The organism is Nocardiopsis changdeensis, from assembly GCF_018316655.1.
In the GTDB taxonomy this organism is placed as follows: Bacteria; Actinomycetota; Actinomycetes; order Streptosporangiales; family Streptosporangiaceae; genus Nocardiopsis; species Nocardiopsis changdeensis.
Genome location: NZ_CP074133.1, coordinates 1,423,325 through 1,445,729, shown reverse-complemented (window position 1 = coordinate 1,445,729; position 22,405 = coordinate 1,423,325). Strand labels below are relative to the sequence as shown.

Genomic DNA, 22,405 nt, shown 5'->3' with positions numbered 1-22,405 from the left:
GAGCGACCTTCCCCCAGCAGGGTAACGACTTCCCTCCTCCAGAAGACACTGGAACCGGTTATGAACCGCCGCCCGGACGAGGGCAGGGCTGTCCCCGGAGGCGGGAACGGGGCGGGAAGGCGGAAGCAGAAGGCCCCCGCCGACGGCGGGGAGGCCAGGCCCAGGGGCGGGGGACAGCCCCTGGGACCGGCCACGGGGCGGCGGGCGCGGCGGCCCGGAACGGGGCGCGCCCTGCACGAACGACGTTAACGAGGCGGCGGTAACACGGACACCCCCCTTCCGATAACCGGAGCGTCTCGATTCCCCCGGCGGCGGCCGAAATACCCGCCGTGACCTGCGGCGACACCGGCGCTCACCGTTACCGGACACTCACCGGGCGAAAACACGCCACATAAGAAAAACCGGGAACCGTCACCCTGTGCGACCTTTCCGTAAAGGTTGCACGGGGTTGCGATTCCCGGCCCAAGCAAACAGGGGTGCCCGCCGGACCCGCCGGCGGGCGTGAACTCAGCTAATGCGCGTGGCCAGCAGATAAGCGGACGGGGACTCCGCGTCGACGATATCGGTGACCCTCCACACCTGGCCGCCGACGCTGAACACGTCGCCCACACGGACGTCGATCATCGGCGTGGGCCGCCACTCCTTGGGGCCGCCGATCTTGGCGACCGCCCGGCCGTCCTCGTCGATCCAGAACTGGCCGCCGCCCACCGGGCCGCCGAGGAAGCGGTCATTGCGTCCGTAACTGATCTTTTCCTGCGCGCCGATTTCGTGGACCACAGCAGTTTCTGTCCCAACCGTCTCGGATTCTCTGGAAAACGCAGCCATGTTAACCCGCACCGGTCAATTCCGCATGGCGATTCCCCCGCCACGGAGGCTTTTCAGAAGAGTAGCCGACAAAAGTAAGTGCGGGCCGGGACCAAAGTCCCGACCCGCACCAGGGAAAAGCGGGGGGCACGAACCCCCGAGAACACGCGTTCCCGGAAGATCTCCCCGGAACACGTGTCCCCTGGAACACGTGCCCTGGAAACTACTTGTTCCCCTTGTTCCCCATCAGTCCCTTGAGACGGCCCGCCACGGCCTCCAGGGCCGAGCTGAACGGGTGGTCGTGGACCATGTACGTCCACGTCATCGACGGCCGCTTGACGCCCACCTCGGAGACGTCCAGGGCGCCGTCCTCGACCTCCAGCTCCTCGAAGCTCTCCGCGGCCCGCGAACGGGCGTCGTCCAGGAAGCCCTTGAACACCGGCACCGCGTCGCGGTTGAACTCGTCCAGCGGGTCCCGGCGGCCCAGGAAGCGCAGGTGGATGCCCTCGCGCAGCTCCGACAGGAACGCGTTGTGGTCGGTCCAGCCGCGGTCCAGGTGGTACAGGGTGATGAGCCGCGCCGCGTCGGCGACCGCCTCCTCCCCCACCTCCTCGACCAGCTCCGCGTGCTTCTCGGGACGGTCCTTCTTGATGTGCCGGTCGCCCTCGTCGCCGGTGAGGACCAGCTCGCGGTGCTCCAGGACCACGTCCCGCTGCACGTCGATGAGCTGGTTGTAGCGCCAGGTGTTGCGGTGCACCTCCAGCAGCTGCCCCTCGGCGACCCGCTGGGCGTGGTCCACCATCGACAGCCAGGCAGGGTCGGTGATCTCGCCGCGGTCGTCGGTGGAGTACCCGGAGGTCTCGGACGCGTTGTTGACCACCACGTCGTCGTCCATGCTGACGAAGAACACCGAGTCGCCCGGGTCGCCCTGGCGCCCGGCGCGGCCGCGCAGCTGGCCGTCCAGGCGGCTGCTGGGGTAGCGGCCGTAGCCCATCACGTACAGGCCGCCGGCCTCGACCACCCGGTCGCGGTCGGCCATGTCGCTGCCGCCCAGGCGGATGTCGGTGCCGCGGCCGGCCATCTGGGTGGACACCGTGATGGCGCCGTGGGTGCCCGCCTCCGCGATGATGGCGGCCTCGTCGGCGTCGTTCTTGGCGTTGAGGACCACGCACTCCAGGCCGGCCTTGCGCAGCCGCTCGGCCAGCCGCTCGGACTCGGCGACGTCCTGGGTGCCGATGAGGATGGGCCGCCCGGTGGCGTGCACCTCCTCGACCTCCTCGATGAGGGCGTCCTCCTTCTCCTCGCGGGTGGCGAAGAGGTGGGTGCCGTGGTCCTCGCGGACGTTCGGCTTGTTGGAGGGGATGACCGCGACCTCGAGCTCGTAGAACTCGCGCAGCTGCTCGGCCACCGCCATGGCGGTACCGGTCATCCCGGCCCGGGTCGGGTAGCGCAGGATCAGCGACTGGACGGTGATGGAGTCCAGCACCTCGCCGGTCTCGCTGACCGCGACCTTCTCCTTGGCCTCGACGGCCGCCTGCAGGCCGTCCGGCCAGCGCTGGAGCAGGGCGATGCGGCCGCGGGACTCGTTGATGATCCGGACCTCGCCGTCGCGCACCACGTAGTGGACGTCGCGCTGGAGCAGCACGTGGGCGTGCAGCGCCAGGTTGACCTGCGGCAGCAGGGACGACTCGTCCTCGGCGTACAGGTCCACGCCGCCCAGCGCCTTCTCGACCGCGTCGATCCCGGCGTCGGTGAGCTGGACGTTGCGGCCCTCGCCGTCGATCTCGTAGTGCATGCGCGGCTTGAGGGCGCGCACGATGTCGGCCATCTCCACGTCGGCGTCGACCCGCTCGGCCGCGCCGGCCAGCACCAGCGGCACGCGGGCCTCGTCGACGAGCACGGAGTCGGCCTCGTCGATGATGGCGACGTGGGGCTCGGGGACCACGCGGTCGGCGATGTCGGTGACCATGCGGTCGCGCAGCACGTCGAAGCCCAGCTCGCTGACCGGGGCGTAGGTGACGTCGCAGGAGTACGCCGCGCGCCGCTGCTCGGTCGTGGAGTCCTCGGTGATCCACCCGACGGTGACGCCGAGCATGCCGTACAGCGGCTTCATCCACTCGGCGTCACGACGGGCCAGGTAGTCGTTGACGCTCATGACGTGGACGCGCCGGCCGCGCAGGGCGAAGCCGGCGGCGGCCAGGGCACCGGTCAGGGTCTTGCCCTCACCGGTGGCCATCTCGGCCACGTGCCCGTCCAGCAGGGACATGACGCCCAGCAGCTGGACGTCGAAGGGGCGCTCGTCGAGGGCGCGCCGGGCCGCCTCGCGGCCCACCGCGCACAGCGACACGAGGTCGTCGCGCCCGTAAGGGAGGTCGCCGGTGCCGAGTTCGATGGCCCTGTCCGTCAGCTCGGTGTCGTCGAGCTCGCGCAGACCATCCTCCTCGGCCTCGATAGCCGACAGGAGCTTGGTATAAGGCCGCAGATCCACCGCGCCGGGCTTACCCAGCAGACGGCGCACGCTTTCCGCCATTCGTCCGAACACCACCACAGAGTAACGCCGGACACACACCCCACAAGACCCCGAACGCGCACGTTCGAGAACCGGCCGCGCGGACGCGGCGGCCGGTCTGCACCGGGATCAGACCACGAGCCGGCTCCCCCCGCTCTGGCGGGCCTCCACCGCCATGGCGTGCTTGACGAGGGTCACCAGCACCCGCACGACCGACCTGCGGTCGCGGGCGTCGCAGCGCACGACCGGGACGTCGGGGGTGAGGTCGAGGGCGTCGCGCAGGTCGTCGGCGGTGTACATCGACGCCTCGGGGTCGAACTCGTTGACGGCCACGACGAACGGCAGCCGGTACTGGCGCTCGAAGTAGTCCAGGGCCTGGAACGTGTCCTCCAGGCGGCGGGTGTCGGCCAGGATCACCGCCCCCAGGGCCCCGCGCACCAGGTCGTCCCACATGAACCAGAAGCGCTGCTGGCCGGGGGTCCCGAACAGGAACAGGGTCAGGTCCGTGTCGAGCGAGATGCGGCCGAAGTCCATGGCCACGGTCGTGGTCTGCTTGTCCGGGGTGTGGGAGAGGTCGTCCACCCCGGCGCTGGCAGCGGTCACCGCGGCCTCGGTCCGCACCGGCGGGATCTCCGAGACGGCGCCGACGAACGTGGTCTTGCCCACGCCGAAGCCCCCGGCGATGATGATCTTGGTGGACAGCGCGCCGGGTGCTTGAACGTCGTTCGTGGTGTTGGCTGGATCGATCACAGTCACAGTCCTAGCGAGAGTGCCGGGTCCGAACGGACGGGTGCGGCTCGCACGGCCCGGGCTAGCGAGGGGCGCGACGCCCCCGGGTCCGGCCTCCCCGCGGACCTTCACGGGTTCCTTCAGCCGACCGCGCGGGGTCGCCGCCCCTGGAACCTAACACCGGACGGCGGTGCCGGACGGCGTTTTGGGCACAGTCGCCGCGCGGGTCCGCTTTCTCACACCGGCGGGGGCGGGGTCCCGGGCAGCGCGAAGCGCCACCGCGCCCCCGGGGCGTCCGATGGCGATCGGCCCCCCTCCGGGAACCGAGAGTGATCAGACAAGCACAGAACTCTACCCCGGGAGGCGGACTTTACGACATCGTGAGCGACCGCTTTCGGCCGCTTCCGGCCGCGCCGATCCCTGTCCGCCACCGCCCACGGCGTCTACGGTGGAGGACAGGGCCCCCGCACGGTGTACGCGGTCGCGGAACCGACTCCTGGCACGAGCACCCGACCGCACAGTGGGAGCCGTCGGCGGCGTTCACGGACGCGCGACCGGCGAACCGACGTCCCGCTCTTCGGCGTCGGAGCCGTCGCGCCCGACCTCCGCCGGAGCCCCACCGGCCCACAACCGTCCACGTGGGCCGGTGGCGGCCGTGCCCGCACCCCCTGTGGCCGTAGGATGGTCACGCCCCCGTTCGGGGGCTTTCCACGTACGACTTCCAGGGAGCCGAGAACTCCGCATGTCCGATCAGCGCGTCGTCCGCCCAGCCCCGATCAGCGGTTTCCCCGAGTGGACCCCCCAGGTCCGGTCCGTGGAGCAGCGCTGGCTGGACCATATCCGCGCCGGATTCGAGTCCTTCGGCTTCGCGTCGGTGGAGACCCCGTCCGTGGAGAACCTGGAGGTGCTGACGGCCAAGGGCGAGACCTCCCAGGAGGTCTACACCCTGCACCGCCTCCAATCCGACCCCAAGGACGACTCCGACGCCCGGCTGGGGCTGCACTTCGACCTGACGGTGCCGTTCGCCCGGTACGTCGCCCAGCACTTCAACGAGCTGACGTTCCCGTTCAAGCGCTACCAGATGCAGCGCGTGTGGCGGGGCGAGCGGCCGCAGGAGGGGCGCTACCGCGAGTTCACCCAGTGCGACATCGACGTGATCAACGTCGACTCCGTGCCGCTGCACTTCGACGCCGAGCTGCCGCGCATCGTGCACCGGGTGCTCAGCGGTCTGGACATCCCGGCCTGGACGCTCAACGTCAACAACCGCAAGGTCCTCCAGGGCTTCTACGAGGGGCTGGGCGTCAAGGACCCGATCATGGTCATCCGGGCCGTGGACAAGCTCCACAAGATCGGCGACGACGGCGTCCGGGAGATCCTCACCGGGGGCGGGCTGAGCGCCGAGCAGGCCGACGCCTGCCTGGCCCTGGCGCGCGTCCGCGGCACCGGCGCGGACGTGCCCGACAGGGTGCGGGGGCTGGGCGTCTCCTCCCCGCTGCTGGAGGAGGGTCTGGAGGAGCTGTCGTTCGTCCTGGACGACCTGGCCGACCTGCCCGAGGGCGCGGTGGTCGCCGACCTGTCGATCGCCCGCGGGCTGGACTACTACACCGGCACGGTCTACGAGGCGTCCTTCGACGACGACCCCGGCTACGGCAGCATCTGCGCCGGCGGCCGGTACGAGGACCTGGCCGGGCAGTTCATCCGCCGCAGGCTGCCGGGCGTGGGCATCTCCATCGGCCTGACCCGGATCTTCGCCAAGCTGGTCGCCGAGGGGCGCATCGGGGGCGGCCGGATCTGCCCGACCGACGTGATGGTCGTGGTGCCCGGCGCCGAGCGGCGCCGCGACGCCCTGGCCGTCGGCGAGCTGCTGCGCTCGCGCGGGTTCAACACCGAGGTGTTCCACTCCACCGCCAAGGTCGGCAAGCAGATCCAGTACGCCTCGAAGAAGGGCATCCCCTTCGTGTGGTTCCCGCCCTTCGACGAGGACGGCGGCCACGAGGTCAAGGACATGGGCAGCGGCGAGCAGGCCGCGGCGGACCCGGCGTCCTGGTCGCCGGGCGACCGCACAGAGTAGCCGGTCCACGACGCGAACGCGACCGGCATGGGCGGTTTCCGACCGCTCGTGCCGGAAGCGGCCATTCCCGGGACAGGGCGCGGGGAGAAGTGCGACACTGGGTGCGACTGTTCTCCGCGGTCCCGGATCCGGACGGGCCCGTGCCGCGGACCGTTCGGTGTCCTATGTAAATCGAGGCCATGTCTCCCCCTCGCCACAACCTGCCCCTGTCCGCCGGCGAGTTCATCCGCTTCGTCGGCCGTGAACGCGACATCGTCGACCTGGGCCGCCTGCTGGGCACCGCCCGGATGGTCACGCTGACCGGGACCGGCGGGATCGGCAAGACCAGGCTGGCCCTGCACCTGGCCGAGCGCGTGATGCGCCGGTTCCCCGACGGGGTGCGCTTCGTGGACCTGAGCGAGGCCACCACCGAGGACCAGGTGCTGCGCGCGGTGGCCGGGGTCCTCCAGGCGGTGGAGGACGACAGCCGCACCACGACCGAGGCGGTCATCACCGCCCTGCGCACCCAGAGCCTGCTGCTGTTCCTGGACACCTGCGAGCACGCGGTGGACCCGGTCGGGCGGCTGTGCCGCGCGGTGCTGCGCGACTGCCCGCGGGTGCGCGTCCTGGCCACCAGCCGCCAGCCCCTGCACGTTCCCGAGGAGAGCATCTGGCGGGTGCCGCCGCTGTCCCTCCCCGCCCGGCCCACGCCCACCGACCCCTACTCCGCCGACCCGGCGCCGCTGCCCCGGCGCGACGCCCAGCGCTACGAGTCGGTGCGGCTGTTCGTCACGCGGGCGCACGCGGCCCGCTCCGGGTTCGAGATGACCCGCGAGAACTCCGGCCACATCGCCGAGATCTGCCGGCTGCTCGACGGCATGCCGCTGGCCATCGAGCTGGCCGCGGCCCGGGTGCGGGTGCTGTCGGTGCAGCAGATCCTGCGCCGCCTGGACGACCGGTTCCAGCTGCTCACCAGCGACGGGTCCGGCGACCTGCCGCCGCGCCAGCGCACGCTGCGAGCGGTCCTGGAGTGGAGCCACGGCCTGCTGAACGAGCCGGAGCGGGCGCTGCCGCACCGCCTGTCGGTGTTCGGAACCTGGTACCTGGAGGCGGCCGAGGACGTGTGCGCGGGCGACGGGGTGGACCCGGCCGACATCCTGCCGCTGCACTTCTCGCTGCTGGACAAGTCCCTCATCATGGTGGACTCCGAGATCGAGGGCACCGCCCACTACCGGCTGACCGAGACGGTGCGCGCCTACGCCGCCGAGCACCTGGCCGCGGAGGGCGGCGAGGACGAGCGCTGGTCCCGGTACCTGGACTTCTGCGTCACCCGCCTGGAGGCGGCGGCCGAGGGCTCCCGGTCCCCGATGGGCTGGTCGGAGCGGCTGGCCCACTTCCGCCTGCTCGACCACCACCGGGAGAACCACGCCCGGGTGGTGCGGTGGGCGCTCTCGCGCGGCCGGGTGGACGACGCCCTGCGGGTGTGCGTGGCGCTGCGCCCCTACTGGCTGGTGCGCGACCAGGCCGCCGCCGGAGGGCGGATCCTGGAGTCGGTGCTGGCCGCCGACCCCGACGGGCAGTCGCCGCAGCTGCGGGCCCGCGCGCTGGCGCTCCAGGCCGAGCTGCGGCTGGACCTGGACGTGGCGCCGCGGGTGTCCACCCTGGCCATGTGCGCCCTGGAGGCGGCACGGGCCTGCCGGGAGGCGGGGGCCGCCGCCTCGGCGCTGGCCACCATGGCGGCGCTGGCGCTGCGCACCAACGCCCTGGACGAGGGGCGCCGGCACGCCGAGCGCGCCCTGGCCTGGGCCGAGCAGGACGGCGACCCGCTCACCGAGACCACCGCGCTGGGCGTGCTGGCCCAGCTGGCCCGGCGGCGCGGGGAGCCGGACAGGGCCGTGGAGCTGCTGCGGCACTGCATCGAGCTGGGCGAGAAGCTGCACGACCGGTGGAGCGTGGCGCGCTGCCTGCACGTGCTGGGGTCGATCGCCGCCGAGCAGGACGAGTTCGAGCGGGCCCGCGACCTGTTCTCCGAGTCCCTGGCGGTGTTCGAGGAGCTGGGCGCCGCCCCGGCCACCGCGCACTGCTCACGGGAGCTGGGCCGGCTCTACCTGGCGCAGGGCCTGATCCTCCAGGCCCGCGAGCCGCTGGCCTCCTGCCTGCGGGTGAGCTTCACCTCCGGGCAGCGCATCGCGGTGGCCCGGGCGCTGGAGGCGCTGGGCGAGCTGGCGCTGGCCGAGGAGGAGGCCGAGCGGGCCGCCGCGCTGACGGGGGTGGCCGCCGACCTGCGGACGGCCCTGGACCGGCCCTCGGCCGAGACCGTGCGGCTGCGGTCGGCCGTCGAGGAGCGGGTGGGCCCCGTCCGCACCGCCGAGGCCTGGAACGCCTGGCGGTCGCTGCCGCTGGAGCAGGTGCGCGACCGCGCCCTGGCCTTCCCCCGCTCCTCGGACCGCCCGGCCGAGCCGGTGACCCTCACCCCGCGCGAGCGTGAGATCGCCGAACTGGTCGAGCAGGGGCTGTCCAACAGGGAGATCGCCGAGCGGCTGACGATCAGCCAGGCGACGGCGGCCCGGCACATCGCGAACATCTTCAGAAAACTCTCGATTTCCTCGCGGACCCAGCTGACCGGCTGGGCTTCCTCCCGAGATCGGACATGAAGGGACCGGCGCGCTCCGACCGCACTTGCACACCGCGCGTACAGGCGCTAAGACAGAGATTCCGACCACCCCCTCTACGAAGTCGTCCCCTTGCCAGCGACCCCCACCACGGTGAGGACCTCCCCGACCGCCCTGACATGTGAAGGCCATGGCATCTTCGACCGCGCCCGCGCGGCACAACCTCCCTCGGCCGGGCACCGGCTTCGTGGGCCGTGAGCGGGACCTGAGCAGCCTGCTGCGGCTTCTCGAGTCCAGCCGCTCGGTGACGCTGTGCGGCACCGAGGGGATCGGCAAGACCCGGTTGGCCCTGCGTGTGGCCGAACAGTCCACCGCGTCCTTCCCCGACGGGGTGTGGGCCGCCGACCTCACCGACGCGCACACCGAGCTGGAGGTCCACGCCCGGGTGGCGCAGGCGGTGGGCGTGGTGGAGGAGCCGGGACAGCCCCTGGGGACGACCGTGGTCGAGGCGCTGCGCGACCGGCGGCTGCTGCTGGTGCTGGACGCCTGCGACCCCGTGGCGGACGCGGTCACCGGTATCGGCGAGACCCTGCTGGCCGCCTGCCCGGGGGTGTCGATCCTGATCACCGCGCTGGAGCCGGTGCGGCTGTCGGGCGGGACGGTGTGGCGCATGACGCCCATGGCGCTGCCGGTGGCCTCGCGCAACGGCCCGCCGCCCGACCCCGCCGACTCCGAGGCGGTGCGGCTGTTCCTGGACCGGGCGCGCATCCGCGACCCCCGCTTCGACCCGTCCCGGCAGGACCTGGAGACGGCGGCGGTGCTGTGCGACCTGGCCGGCGGGGTGCCGCTGGGCATCGAGGTGCTCGGGGGGAGCGCTCCGGGCATCGGGCCGGACGCCCTGGCCGAGGGGCTGCGCGCCCACCTGGCCTCGCCCGAGTTCCGGCCGGGCCCGGGCCAGGCGGTGGCCCGCAGCGAGGTGCTGCCGATCGTCCTGGACTTCGTCTACCGGACCCTGCCCGAGCCGGAGCGGGTCCTGCTGCGGCGGCTGTCGGTGTTCCGCGGCTGGGACCTGGAGTCGGCCGAGCAGGTGTGCGCCGGCGACGGCCTGGCCCGGGAGCACGTCCTGGACCTGCTGGCGTCGCTGCTGGACCGGTCGCTGATCACCGTCACCGGCGAGTTCGAGGGGCGGCTGCGGTACCGGCTGCCCGAGGCGGTGCGGGCGTTCGCCGCCGAGCGGCTGGCCGAGGCTGGCGAGGACGGCCTGCTCCGGGAGCGGCTGCTGGACCGGATGACCCGGCTGGCCGAGGACCTGGGCCTGCGGCTGGAGTCGAGCCGGGCCATGCCCTGGAGCGAGCGCGACGCCGGGCGGCGCCGGGTGCTCGCCGAGTTCGACACGCTGCGCTCGCTGCTGCGCTGGGCGCACCGGGAGGGCCGGGCCGAGCCGGGGCTGCGTCTGGCGTCGAGCCTGGTGGCGCACTGGGTGAGCCACCACGACTACTCCGAGGGCGCCCACCTCATGGACCTCCTCCTGGACCTGGAGGACGCCGAGAAGGCCCCCTCGCGGGCGCGCGCCCTGGTGGGCCGGGCCCAGCTGGCGCGGGTGCGCCGCGACCACGCCCTGGCGCTGTCCCTGGGCGAGGAGGGGCTGCGGCTGTGCCGGGAGTCGGGCGACGAGATGTTCGTGCGCACCGCCCTGAACCTGCTGGCGCTGGTGGAGGTGCGCGAGCGGGTGCCCGACCGGGCGGCGGTGCGGGTGGAGGAGGCCCTGCGGCTGTGCCGGGAGTCCGGCGACCTGTGGGGCGAGGCGATCGCCCTGGGCACCCGGGGCGCGCTGGCCGCCCAGCAGGGCGACCACCAGACCGCCGACCAGCACTACAACGCGGCGCTGACCCTGTTGCGCGGGATCGACCACCGCTGGGGCGTGGGCGTCACCCTCATCGGCCAGGCCCGCGCGGCCGAGCTGGGCGGGGACCTGGTGACGGCGGACCGCTGCTACCGGGAGGCGCTGGACACCCAGCGGATGATCGGCGCCTCCGCCGAGGAGGCCCGCTGCCTGGCCGGGATCGGTAGGGTGGCGTACGCGCAGGAGCGGGTCGAGCAGGCCTGCGACTACCTGAGCGAGGGACTGCTGCTGAGCCACGCCGCCGGCCAGCGGGCCGAGGTCGGCCGGGCGCTGGTCGCGATCGCCCGGGTGGCGTTCGCGGTCGGCATGCGCGACGCCGCCTGCCGTATCGCCGGGGCGGCCGTGCAGATGCGCGAGCGGCTGGGGCTGTCCGTACCCCCGGCACCCTGGCCCTTCGGCGACGAGGAGAAGACCCGCAGGCGCCGCAAGCGCCTGGTCTCCCTCTGGGAGGAGGGCCGGGGGCTGAGCACCGCCGAGGCTGTGCGCGAGGCCGAGCGCCTGGCCGAGGAGGGGCGCCGGCCGCCGTCCCGGCGCAGCCCGTCCCCGCCCCCGGCGCACGCCCGCCCGGGCGGCCCGTCCGGCGCGGACCGCCGCGGCCCCGCCGCCTCCCCCGCCGCAGACGCCGCCCCAGCAGCGCCTGACCCGGCGCGAGCTGGAGGTGGCCCGGCTGGTGAGCAGGGGGCGGAGCAACCCGGAGATCGCGCGGGCGCTGTTCATCAGCCCGGCGACCGCCGCCCGGCACATCGCCAACATCAACAGAAAGATGGGCTTCCATTCGCGCACGCAGATCGCGGCGTGGATGCAGAGCCACGGGGGACGGGACTGACGGTTCCTCCGAAACCCCCGCGAACGGGGCCTGTACCGGCCCCTGCGCACTGAATCTACATATGCATCTGCATAGCAATATGCATGTGCATCCGACCGTGAACGCGCTAGGCTTCCAGCCATGGAACGCACGCGATCGCGGCACTTCGGTGGCGCGGTCCGGGCGCTCCGGGAACGGCCGTCGGCCCGGGTGCGCTGCCCGGAATCCCGGCGGACCGTCAGCCCCGGGAGGACTCCCGGGGCCGGTGGGAACCCGCACCGGCGCGAGGTGGAACCTGGGGAGGGACCTCGCTCGGACCGGCCGGTGCGGCGCCGCCGGGCTCGCCACGTGGAGGGGGCGTGACGAGCCCGGATGGCGGTACCGCCGCGACCAGGGTGAACTGGGGGAACGCATGGGGGTAGGGCTGTCTTCTGGAACCGGACGACCGGGGCGCAACCTGCCGCGCCGGGACGACCCCATCGGCTCGCTGACCGGCGGGCTGTGCGAGCGCCTGCGGCTGCGCCCGGGCCTGGGCGGCAGCATCCGCGGCGGGGGGGCGCGCGTCGACGCGCTGACCTTCGCCGCCACGGTGGAGCGGGCCGCCGCGGGGCTGAGCCAGCGGGGCCTGTGCCTGGGCGACGTGGTCGGCGTGCTGGCCCCGGTCTCGCCCGAGCGGTTCCTGGCCACCTACACCGTAATGGCGGTGGGCGGCCGGGCCCTGCCCCTGTCCCCTGCCTCCGATACCGACGTGCAGTGCGCGGCCCTGGCCGAGACCGACGCCCGCCTGCTGGTGGTGAGCGCCGACCTGGCGCCCGTGGCGCTGGAGCTGGCCGAGCGCTCGCGGGTGCGGCAGGTCATCGCGTTCGGCGACGCCCTGGGCACGACGCCCTTCGAGGACCTGCTGCGGCCCAGTCCGGACGGCACCGGGTACAGCCCTTCGCGGGGGCTGTTCGACAACGGCATCCTGGGCTATGAGGAGACCGGGGCGGGACTGCTGACGACGCTGTACCCGCACAGCGACCTGATGGCGCGGTTCGTCGCGCTGCGCGAGCACCTGTCACTGACCGCCGAGGACGTGGTCGCCGTGGACGAGCGCGGCGAGGAGGCCACGCGGGCCGCGCTGGTGGCGCTGGCGCTGTGGACGGGGGCCTGTGTGATGACGGGGGCGGACTGCCCCGCTCCGGAGGGCCGCCGGGTGACGGTGCGCTGCGCCCCCGAGCCCGAGCGGATCGCCGCCCCGGGCCTGACCGCCTGACGCCGCGCTCCGTCCCGACGGGGTTCGGGGCGGGGGGCGGGGCCGTGCGCGGCGCCCGCCGGGCTCAGGCGGTGTCGCCCGCCAGGGGGAGGCCCGGGCGGGGGTCCTCGATCTCGAACCAGGCCACGTGGGTGGCCTCGCTCCAGTACTCGCCGCTGCGGGTGGCGCAGCTGTCGACGATGAGCTTGCCGCGGCCGAAGTCGTCGCCGTCCTCGCGGCTGTGGCCGCCCTCCCCCGCGCGCTCCCCCTGGTCCGCGATGGCGACGCGCAGCCGGGAGCCGTCGGAGCGGATGAACAGCGTCATGACCCCGCCGCTCTGGCCGGAACGGGAGTGCAGCAGGGCGTTGGTGGCCAGTTCGCTGACGGCGAGCTCGGCGTCGTCCAGGACGGTCTCGGAGTGGCCCATGCGGGCGAGGAAGTCGCGTACGCGGGCGCGGACGGAGCGGACGGCGGTGAGGTTGCCCGCGCAGCTCCAGACGGTGTGGTCGGTGGCGCCGCCGGTGAGGTCGCCGCCCTCGATGGGGGCGGGTTCCGCGTTCTCGGGTACCTCCGCGGGCACGTATTCCCGGAGTTGCCTCGCCTCAGCCATCCGGTCACTCCAATCACCCGCGTCGGGCGCGCGGGTTGCGCCGCCTGCACTCACCTTAGACAAGGGTGTGCCGAGTCCAGAACAGCACACCCGCCTTCACCCTGCCTGGGATTGGCCACAAAACCCCGTCACGTGTCCTCCCCGATGCAGACAAAGGAAACAGTGCGGGCCCCAGGGAGAGCCATGTGACATGCAACACGTTGGCAATGCCCGGGACGGGGTCCCGGAAGGCCCGCCGGACCTCCGGGGGATCCCGCACCGCCGCTCAGGCCTCGGCGACGGGGACACGGGGACGCCGGGAGGTCATCGCCACCAGGACCAGCAGTCCGACGGCGGAGGTGCCGAACAGCAGGGCGCCCATCGGCACCGCCGTCGTCTCGTCCAGCCCCACCAGGGGCGCGACCACCGCGCCGAACAGCGGGGACAGCGCGCCCAGCAGCGCGCTGGCGCTGCCCGCCCGGCGCTCCTGCCCCTCCATGGCCAGGGCGAACGAGCCGGTGAGGATCATGCCCATGCAGGTCATGTAGACGAAGATCGGGACGACCAGGGCGACCAGCGGCCCCTGGAACACCGTCGCGGCCAGCAGCACCCCGGTGGCCAGCACGGCCACGGAGACGGCGGTGACCAGCAGGCGGCGTTCGCCGAAGCGCGGCGAGAACCGGCCCACCGCCCAGCTGCCGCCGATGATCGCGATCCCGTTGATGCCGAACAGCACCCCGAAGACCTGCGGGGACACCCCGTGCAGCTCCTGGTAGACGAAGGGCGTCCCGGCGACGTAGGCGAAGCTGCCGCCGTGCAGCAGCCCGGTGACCAGCGCGTACCCCAGGAACACGCGGTCGCGCAGCAGCCCGCCGATGCTGCGCAGGGTGCCCCGGACCGTGCCGGGGGTGCGCCGCTCCCGGGGCAGGGTCTCGGGCAGGCGCAGGGCGGTGACCGCGACGATGGCGACGCCCAGCAGCGCCAGGGCCCAGAACACGGTCTCCCACCCGGTGAAATCCGGCCACAGCAGGGCGCCGCCCGCCACCGGCGCCACCAGCGGGGCCACCGCGTTGATCACCATGAGCAGGGCGAAGAACCGGGTGAGCTCGTGCCCGTCGAACACGTCGCGCACGACCGCGCGGGAGAGCACCACCCCGGCCGAGGCGGTCAGCCCCTGGAGGAAGCGGCCGGCCACCAGCACGGCGATGTTCGGGGCCAGCGCGCACACGGCGGACGCCAGCACGAAGAGGCCCAGGGAGACCAGCAGCGGCCCGCGGCGGCCGTACGCGTCGCTGAGCGGGCCGACGATGAACTGGCCGGCCGCCAGCCCGACGAGGCAGGTGGTGAGGCTGAGCTGGACCTGCGAGGCCCCGGCGCCCAGGTCGGCGGAGATCTCCGGGAACGCGGGCAGGTACATGTCGATGTTGAGCGGCCCCAGCACGGCCAGGGCGGCCAGGAGGAAGGCCAGGGACAGGCGGGTGCGGCCGGTCGGGTTGCGCAGGGTCATCGGCGCTCTCTCGGGGTGCGGTGACGAAAAGCGCGATCGGCGCCCTTTGCAGGCTAACCGTGGCGGGACGCCGCGAAACCGCCTCCGCCCCCGTTCTGACACCGATGTGTGCGAAACCTCCGCGGCCGTCCGGCGGCCCCCGTCAGTCCCCGGCCTGGGCCTGGACGGCGGTGATGGCGACGGTGCTGACGATGTCCCGCACGGTCGCGCCCCGGGAGAGGTCGTTGACCGGGCGGCGCAGCCCCTGGAGCACCGGCCCCACCGCGACCGCGCCGGCGCTGCGCTGCACGCCCTTGTACAGGGTGTTGCCGGTGTTGAGGTCGGGGACGACGAACACCGTGGCGCGCCCGGCCACCCGGCTGTCGGGGAGCTTGGTGCGGGCCACCCCGGGGTCGACGGCCGCGTCGTACTGGATGGGGCCCTCCACCGGCAGGTCCGGTCGGCGTTCGCGGACCAGGTCGGTGGCGGTGCGCACCTTGTCCACGTCGGCGCCGCTGCCGGAGGCGCCGGTGGAGTAGGACAGCAGGGCCACCCGGGGGTCCACGCCGAAGCGGGCGGCGGTGTCGGCGGAGGCGGAGGCGATCTCCGCGAGCTGTTCGGCGGTGGGGTCGGGGACGACGGCGCAGTCGCCGTAGACGAGCACCCGGTCGGCCAGGCACATGAAGAACACGCTGGACACCAGCGAGGTGCGCAGGATCTCGAACGAGGGGCGGATGGTCTGGGCGGTGGTGTGGACCGCCCCGGACACCATGCCGTCGGCGTACCCCAGGTGGACCATGAGGGTGCCGAAGTAGGAGACCTCCCCGACGGTGTCGCGGGCCAGCTGCTCGGTGACGCCCTTGTGGGAGCGCAGCCGGGCGTACTCGGCGGCGAACTCGTCCCGCAGCGGCGACGCCTCCGGGTCGACCAGGTCGGCGGCGGCCACGTCCAGGCCCAGGTCCGCGGCGCGGGCCCGGATCTCGCGGGGGTCCCCGAGCAGGGTGAGGTCGGCGACGTCGCGGCGCAGCACCAGGTCGGCGGCGCGCAGCACCCGCTCCTCGGTGCCCTCGGCCAGGACGATGCGCCGCCGGTCGGCGCGGGCCCGGCCGAGCAGGGTGGACTCGAACATGAGCGGGGTGACGGTGTCGGTGCGGGCCACCTGGAGGCGTTCGAGCAGGGCCGGTCCGTCCACGCCGGAGTCGAAGGCGGCCACCGCGGACTCGATCTTGTGGTCGGGCAGGGGCGCGCCGCCGCCGCGGACGTCGGCGAGCAGGGTGGCGGCGGTGAAGGTGTCCAGGCCGGTGGCGATGACGGGGACCCGCACGTGCATCCCGGCGAGCAGCCGCCAGACGGGTTCGGGCATGTCGGCGTCGGTGTCGCCGGTGAGGAACACCCCGGCGATCGCCGGGAAGTCCGGGGACAGGTGGGCGGCGATGAGCGCGGGCAGGACCGCGCCCGCCCGGTCGGCGGGGAGGATGACGGCGCTGTCGTCGCGCATCCGGTCCAGGATGTGCGGCAGGGACATGGCCGCGACGAGGATGCCCGACACCTCGCGGCCGGTGCGCTTGTCCTCCCCGAACAGCAGCCGCCCGCCGCAGGCCCGTTGCAGGTCGCGGACGGTGGGCACGGTGAGGCCCGGCACCTCGGGCAGCACCGACCAGGGCCCGGCGGCGCGCAGCGCCGCGACCCCGTCGGGGTCGACCCGGCCCACGACGGTGCCCAGCGGGGCGGCGTGCTCGCGGGCGAGTTCGGCCTCGGCGACCGCGGCGGCGCCGCGGACCTGCTCCTCGGAGAGGCCGCGGCCGGAGAGCACCAGCAGCACCGGGGTGCCCAGGTTGGCGGCGACACGGGCGTTGAACGCGAACTCGGTGGGGGTGGCCACGTCGGTGTAGTCGGTGCCGATGACGACGACGGCCGCGCACTTCGCGGCCAGCGCCCCGTAGGCGGCGACGATCTCGGACATGGCCTGTTCGGGGTCGTCGCGGACCCGGTCGTAGACCACGCCGGTGCACTCCTCGTAGGGCGCCGCGACCCCGAACCTGCGGCGGACCGTCTCGACCAGCGGGTCGCGCTCGCCCGCGCCCACCACCGGCCGGAACACGCCGAGGGTGTCGACGGTCCCCGCCAGCAGCTCGGCCAGGCCGAGCGCGACCGGGCGCTTGTCCCCCTCGGCGTCGCTGGACGCTATGTAGACACCGTGCACCGTCGCGGTCCCTTTCTCCCGGCGGTGTCGGCGGCCGCCGGTCAGAAGAGCACCGACATGACCTCTCCGACCTGTCGGAACCCGACCCGCCGGTAGGCGGCCCGGGCCGGGGTGTTGAAGTCGTTGACGTACAGGGTGACCCGCGGCGCGATCTCGGCCAGGGCGTGGCGCACGACGGCGGCCATGCCCGGCACCGAGTGGCCCTGCCCGCGCAGGTCGGGGTGGACCCACACGCCCTGGATCTGGCAGGCCTGCGGGGTGACCGCGCCGACCTCGGCCTTGAAGACGACCCGGCCGTCCTCGATGCGGGCGAAGGCGCGGCCGGTGCGCACCAGCTCCTCGATGCGGGCGCGGTACAGGGCGCCGCCGTCGCCGGAGTCCGGCGGGACGCCGACCTCCTCGGTGAACATGGCCACGCAGGCGGGCACGAGGATGTCGAGCTCGGTGCGCCGGACCCGGCGCACCAGCGGGTCGGCGGGCACGGCGGGCTCGCCGGAGATCTCCAGCACGGGCTGGCTGGCGCGGATGGCGCGGGCCGGCCCCCAGGCGGGGGTGACCTGCTGCCAGAAGTCGCTGACCGCGTCGACCGGGCCGACGATGGAAGAGCAGCGCCGACCCCGCCAGCGGGCGTGGTCGGCGAAGCTGCGGATCGCCGCGGGACCCGCGTTGACGGGGACCAGGTTGGCCCCGGAGTAGCAGAGCGCGGTGAGGCGGCCGTGCTCGACGTGCCCCCACACCTCGGTCCCGTTGCCCGCGGAGATCCCCGCGGCCATCAGCCGGGAGGTGACGAACACGTTCCCCACCGGATCCATGTCCAGGAGGGCGCGCACGGCCTCCCTGTCCCGTTCGCCGAGAATCCTCACCGGTGAGGTCCGCAGCATCGCATCTCCCCCATCCGCCCGCCGTCGGCTCCGCGACCGCGGGATCAGGTCCGTTCGCGCTGATTCCAGCCTATTCCACCCTCACCCGGACGTCCCCGGGCGATCCACCAAAGGCTCGCTCTGCGCGGTGCGCGGGGACGGCTCGGGCCGGGCCTGGCAGACGGCGTCGGGCCCCTCGCCCTCCGCCCGCTCGGGGAGGGTGCCCTCCAGCAGGTAGTCGCGGGCGATCTCGTCGACGCAGACGTTGCCGGTGAGCGTCACCCCGTGGGTGAGCCCGCCCTCCTCGACGACCAGCGCCGACCCCGGCAGCCGGTCGCGCAGGGAGTAGGAGCCCTCCACGGGGGTGGCCCCGTCCCCGGTGGCGTGCACGATGAGCGCGTCGCCCCGGTAGGCGGGGTGCTCGTAGGCGCCGTCGCCGACCTGGAACCAGTCCTCGACCTCGGCGTCCCAGGTGGCGCACGGAGCGTTGTACCAGATGTTGTGCCAGCCCATGAAGGGCGCGGCCGCGTGCACTCCCTCGGCGTCCTCGTGCCAGGTGTCCCAGTCCTTGGGCCAGGGGGCGTCCGTGCACTGGACCGCGAGGTAGCCGCCGTACCCGGTGTCGGTGTCGGCGTCGGGCTGCTCCCCGTAGGTGTCGAAGAGCTTCTTGAGGGCGGCGGGGTCGCCGTCGATGATGCGGTCGGACAGGGCGGCGGCCACGGTCGGCCAGGAGGCGCCGCTGTAGGCGACGACGATGACGGCGCTCTCCAGCTCGGTCGGCCCGACCACGCCGTCGACGGGCTCGGAGGCCAGCTCCGAGCGCAGCGTGTAGTACGCCTCCTCGACCGCGTCGGCGTCGGTGCCCAGGCCGTAGGCGGCGTCGTGGCGGGCGACCCAGCCGAAGAAGTTGCGGGCGGACCGGTCCAGGGCCAGGCTCTGGCGCAGGTTGCTCTCGTACCAGGGGGTGTCAGGGTCGACCACGCTGTCGAGGATGAGCGAGCGCACCCGGTCCGGGTACAGGGCGGAGTAGACGGTGCCCAGGTAGCTGCCGTAGGAGTAGCCCAGGTAGTCGATCCGCTCCAGGTCCAGGGCGGCCCGGATGGCGTCCATGTCGTGGGCGATGTCCTCGGTGCGCATGTGGTCCAGCAGGTGCCCGGTGTTCTGCGCGCAGGACCGGGCGTACTCCTCGGCGTCGGCCCGCAGCGCCTGCTCGGCCCCGGCGTCGGCGGGGACGCCGTCGGGGCGCGGCGGGGTGAAGTGCTCCGGGTCGCAGGTGATCCTCGGGGTGGAGGCGCCCACGCCGCGCGGGTCGAAGGCGACGACGTCGTAGACCTCGCGCAGTTCGGGCGACATGCGCAGGTGCGTGTAGGAGGCCCACCGGCGCCCGGCGCTGCCCGGCCCGCCCGGGTTGACCAGCAGGGTGTGCTCGGCGGTGCCGGTGGCGGGCACCCGGGACAGGGCGATCCGGACGGGGTCGCCGGGGCCGCGGCCGTTGTGCGCCATGGGGACGGTGAGCGTCGCGCACTCCAGGGTCTCGTCGCCCACGGGGTCGAGGTCCTCGCAGGGCTCCCAGCGCAGGGCCTTCTGGTCGATGCGCGTGGTCCCGGGCCGCTCCGGGGCGGGGGCCTGCCCGGGGGCCTGGCCGGGGGCCTGCGCCGCGGCGGGTGCCGGGGCCGCCACCAGGGAGGCCATGAGGACCCCCGACATCACGGTCAGAGACGGTGCTCGCACGTGTCCACTCCCTCGCCCAGGCGTTGCGACCATATGCATTGTCCATGTCACCATCAGTGACCATAGGAAACGACACGGCGGCTCACCTGGGGACGCGCCGGTACGATGTGACCGCCGGCATCAGAAGTGGACAAAGGGACACCATGCGTCTTGATCGTGTCGATGAGCGGATCATCGCGATCCTCGGCGCGGACGCGCGCATGAGCTTCGCGGAGATCGGCGGCCAGGTGGGGCTGAGCCCGTCCGCCGTCAAGCGGCGGGTGGACCGCCTGGTGGAGTCCGGCGCGGTGCGCGGGTTCACCGTCGTGGTGGAGCCCCAGGCCGTCGGCTGGACCACCGAGGCGTTCATCGAGCTGTACTGCCGGGCCCGCACCTCCCCCGGGGAGATCCGCACGGGCCTGTCCGCCTACCCCGAGATCACCTCGGCCTGCACGGTCACCGGCGAGGCCGACGCCATCGTCCAGGTGCGGGCGCGCGACACCCGGCACCTGGAGGAGGTCATCGAGCGCATCGGCGCCGAGCCCTTCGTGGTCCGCACCAAGAGCACCCTGGTGCTGTCCCGGCTGGTCGACCAGCCCATCCTGGCCGGGAGCGCCGAGAACCGGACCTGAGCCCGGGGTCCGGAGGGGCGCGGCCCACGTTCCGGGCCCTCCCCCGCCGGGCCCGGACACGCCCCCGGCCGGGGCCCGGGCGCCCCGTACCGGGCCGTCGCCGCCGACCGTACCGGCCGGCGGCCGGCGCTCAGGCGCGCAGCGGGCCGGCGGAGAGGTCCAGGCGCAGGAGGTTGCCCCAGTCGTTGACCGCCACGGCGGTCTCCCCCTCGTAGCTCACCCCCGTGAACGGGTTGGAGCGGAACAGGGGCAGGACCCACCGCAGGGATCGGTCGGGGCCCAGGCGGGCGAGGAACCCGATGTTGCCCATCCCGCCGCCACCGCCGGTCAGCCACCCCAGGCCGTCCGGCAGCGGGGACTCGAACCAGGGGTCGGCGCCGTTGGCCCCGTCCTCCTCCAGGGCCCGGGACACGTCCATCGGTCCACCCAGGCGGAAGGGGATCGGCCGCCCGGCGTCCGGATGGTAGGCGCCGGGCCCGGGGGCGTCGGCCTCCAGCGCGGTGTCGTCCGGCCGGTACAGGCCGTCGCGGAAGGGCATCTCCCCCGCGGCCCACAGCTCCTCGATCATGCGCCCGACCCTAGCGCCGGGCCGTGCCGGGCGGGCGTGGGCGGGCCGGGGGCCGGGGCTCCGCTCAGCCGCCGTGGACGATCCGCCCGTCCAGGACGGTCAGCCGGTTGCGGGTGAGGTGGACGTCCTCCGGTCGGCCCGAGAAGGGATTCCGGTCGGCGACGCACAGGTCGGCGGCCCTTCCCGCCTCCAGGAGGCCGGAGTCGGCGAACCCGAGCAGCCGGTGCGACCCGGCCGTGTACGCCTCCAGAGCCAGGGCCAGGGGCAGCGCCTCCCCCGCCTCGAGCGGCGGGGACACCGTGTCACCGGGCGAACGGCGGTTCACGGCGACGTGGACCGCCTGCCAGGGGTCGGGGGTGGACACCGGCCAGTCCGAGCCCATGGCCAGGTCCGCCCCGTCGGCGGCGAGCGAGCCGAAGGGGTACTGCCACCGGGCGCGTTCGGGTCCCAGGAGCGGCAGCGTCAGCCCGGTCATCTGCTCCTCGACGCACGCCCACAGGGCCTGCATGTTGACCGTGACCCCCAGCTCCCGGAACCGGGGGACGTCGCGGGGGTCGACGACCTGGAGGTGGGCGAGGTGGTTGCGCACCCGGGCGCGGTGCCCGGGCGCCACGCGCCGGACCGCGTCGAGCGCCATGGTGACGGCGCGGTCGCCGATCGCGTGGAAGTGGGCGGCGATCCCGGCGGCGTTGAGCGCGGGCACGAGCGCGTCGAGCAGGTCCTGGCCGAAGTAGGCGAGGCCGCGTTCGGGGCCGCCGCAGGCGCAGGGCGACAGGTAGGGGTCGTGCAGGGCGGCGGTGCGGTTCTCGGCGACCCCGTCCACCATGATCTTGGCGGTGTCCAGGCGCAGGCCCGGCCCGTCCCGGCGGGCGCGCAGGGCGGCCACGAAGTCGTCCACGCCGTCGGGGGCGAGCCCCCGCGGCACCCACACCGCGCCGGTCACCCGGGCGCGCAGGCTTCCTGCGGAGGCCAGGGCTGCGTAGGCGGGCGCGATGTCGGGGTACCCGGCGTACTCGCCGACGATCGCCTCGTGCCAGGCGGTCACCCCGAGCGAGAGCAGGTACTCCTGAGCGGTGAGCACACCGGCCTCGCACTCCGCCGCCGTCGTGGGCGGGACCACCCGTCCCACCAGGTCCATCGCCCCCTCGTGCAGGGTGCCCGACGGGGCGCCGTCGGCGTCCCGCTCGATGCGGCCGTCCGCGGGGTCGGGGGTGTCGGCGCCGACCCCGGCCAGGGCGAGGGCGCGGCTGTTGGCCCAGGCGCCGTGGTGGTCGGCGTTGATGACGAACACGGGCCGGTCGGGGACCACCGCGTCCAGCAGGTCCCGCGTGGGGGTGCCGCCGCTGAACAGCGCCATGCCCCAGCCGCCGCCCAGCACCCAGCCGCCGGGGGTGTCGGGGTGGGCGTCGGCGTAGGCGCGGATCGCGTCCAGGCAGTCCCGGGCGGTGGCGGCCCCGGTGAGGTCGCAGCGGGCGGCCTCCACCCCGCCGAAGCAGGCGTGGACGTGGGCGTCGGCGAAGCCCGGCGTCACCAGGCCGCCGGCGGCGTCGACCACCGCGGCACCGGGCCCGGCCGCGGCGCGGGCCTCCTCCTCGGTTCCGACGGCGGCGATCCGGCCGTCCCGGACGGCCAGGGCGGTGGCCTCCAGGAGGCGTCCGCCGGAGAACAGGACACCGTCGCGGATCAGGATGTTCGTCAAGTGCGGTCTCCT

At 73.9% G+C, this 22,405-nt stretch carries 15 protein-coding genes; 5 read left to right on the top strand and 10 right to left on the bottom strand.

Annotated features, from left to right (window positions below):
* Positions 1–507: 507 nt before the first annotated feature.
* The 3 genes from KGD84_RS06705 to KGD84_RS06695 form a co-directional block, all read right to left on the bottom strand.
* On the bottom strand, positions 508–777 hold the full coding sequence (locus KGD84_RS06705; RefSeq protein ID WP_220559386.1) for a DUF6406 domain-containing protein: 270 nt from the start codon (positions 775–777) through the stop codon (positions 508–510).
* A gap of 250 nt (positions 778–1,027) precedes the next feature.
* Positions 1,028–3,334, bottom strand: coding sequence for an accessory Sec system translocase SecA2 (gene secA2 / locus KGD84_RS06700; RefSeq protein ID WP_220565575.1), 2,307 nt, complete (start codon positions 3,332–3,334; stop codon positions 1,028–1,030).
* Positions 3,335–3,442: 108 nt separating this feature from the next.
* Positions 3,443–4,063: a GTP-binding protein gene (locus tag KGD84_RS06695; RefSeq protein ID WP_220559385.1), complete on the bottom strand. Its 621-nt coding sequence runs from the start codon at positions 4,061–4,063 to the stop codon at positions 3,443–3,445.
* 721 nt (positions 4,064–4,784) lie between these two features.
* Here KGD84_RS06695 and hisS point away from each other — a divergent pair.
* The 4 genes from hisS to KGD84_RS06675 all read left to right on the top strand — a co-directional run bounded on the left by hisS (position 4,785) and on the right by KGD84_RS06675 (position 12,667).
* On the top strand, positions 4,785–6,113 hold the full coding sequence (gene hisS, locus KGD84_RS06690; RefSeq protein ID WP_220559383.1) for a histidine--tRNA ligase: 1,329 nt from the start codon (positions 4,785–4,787) through the stop codon (positions 6,111–6,113).
* A 179-nt stretch (positions 6,114–6,292) separates the two neighbouring features.
* Positions 6,293–8,746, top strand: coding sequence for an ATP-binding protein (locus tag KGD84_RS06685; RefSeq protein ID WP_260697194.1), 2,454 nt, complete (start codon positions 6,293–6,295; stop codon positions 8,744–8,746).
* Positions 8,747–8,894: 148 nt separating this feature from the next.
* Entirely contained in the window at positions 8,895–11,486 is a 2,592-nt protein-coding gene (locus KGD84_RS06680; RefSeq protein WP_420910375.1) for an ATP-binding protein, read from the top strand.
* Between the two features lie 338 nt (positions 11,487–11,824).
* Positions 11,825–12,667 (top strand): AMP-binding protein, encoded by an 843-nt coding sequence (locus tag KGD84_RS06675; RefSeq protein ID WP_220559380.1) that lies wholly within the window; start codon positions 11,825–11,827, stop codon positions 12,665–12,667.
* Positions 12,668–12,731: 64 nt separating this feature from the next.
* Here the strand turns inward: KGD84_RS06675 and KGD84_RS06670 are convergent, their stop codons facing one another.
* The 5 genes from KGD84_RS06670 to KGD84_RS06650 form a co-directional block, all read right to left on the bottom strand.
* The gene (locus KGD84_RS06670; protein ID WP_220559379.1) at positions 12,732–13,256 is read right to left on the bottom strand and encodes an ATP-binding protein; all 525 of its coding nucleotides are present in this window, start codon (positions 13,254–13,256) and stop codon (positions 12,732–12,734) included.
* Between the two features lie 265 nt (positions 13,257–13,521).
* Positions 13,522–14,742 (bottom strand): multidrug effflux MFS transporter, encoded by a 1,221-nt coding sequence (locus KGD84_RS06665; protein ID WP_220559378.1) that lies wholly within the window; start codon positions 14,740–14,742, stop codon positions 13,522–13,524.
* Positions 14,743–14,884: 142 nt separating this feature from the next.
* Complete coding sequence (pta, locus tag KGD84_RS06660) at positions 14,885–16,924, bottom strand: phosphate acetyltransferase (protein WP_220559377.1); 2,040 nt, start codon at positions 16,922–16,924, stop codon at positions 14,885–14,887.
* Between the two features lie 41 nt (positions 16,925–16,965).
* Positions 16,966–17,805 (bottom strand): GNAT family N-acetyltransferase, encoded by an 840-nt coding sequence (locus KGD84_RS06655; protein ID WP_220559376.1) that lies wholly within the window; start codon positions 17,803–17,805, stop codon positions 16,966–16,968.
* An 81-nt stretch (positions 17,806–17,886) separates the two neighbouring features.
* Positions 17,887–19,491: an alpha/beta fold hydrolase gene (locus KGD84_RS06650; RefSeq protein WP_220565574.1), complete on the bottom strand. Its 1,605-nt coding sequence runs from the start codon at positions 19,489–19,491 to the stop codon at positions 17,887–17,889.
* A gap of 167 nt (positions 19,492–19,658) precedes the next feature.
* Here KGD84_RS06650 and KGD84_RS06645 point away from each other — a divergent pair, with 167 nt between their 5' ends.
* On the top strand, positions 19,659–20,126 hold the full coding sequence (locus KGD84_RS06645) for an Lrp/AsnC family transcriptional regulator (RefSeq protein WP_220559375.1): 468 nt from the start codon (positions 19,659–19,661) through the stop codon (positions 20,124–20,126).
* Positions 20,127–20,256: 130 nt separating this feature from the next.
* On the opposite strand, the gene KGD84_RS06640 is transcribed toward KGD84_RS06645, so the two are convergent.
* Complete coding sequence (locus tag KGD84_RS06640; protein WP_220559374.1) at positions 20,257–20,694, bottom strand: hypothetical protein; 438 nt, start codon at positions 20,692–20,694, stop codon at positions 20,257–20,259.
* 64 nt (positions 20,695–20,758) lie between these two features.
* Entirely contained in the window at positions 20,759–22,393 is a 1,635-nt protein-coding gene (locus KGD84_RS06635; RefSeq protein ID WP_255646355.1) for an amidohydrolase, read from the bottom strand.
* Between the last annotated feature and the right edge of the window lie 12 nt (positions 22,394–22,405).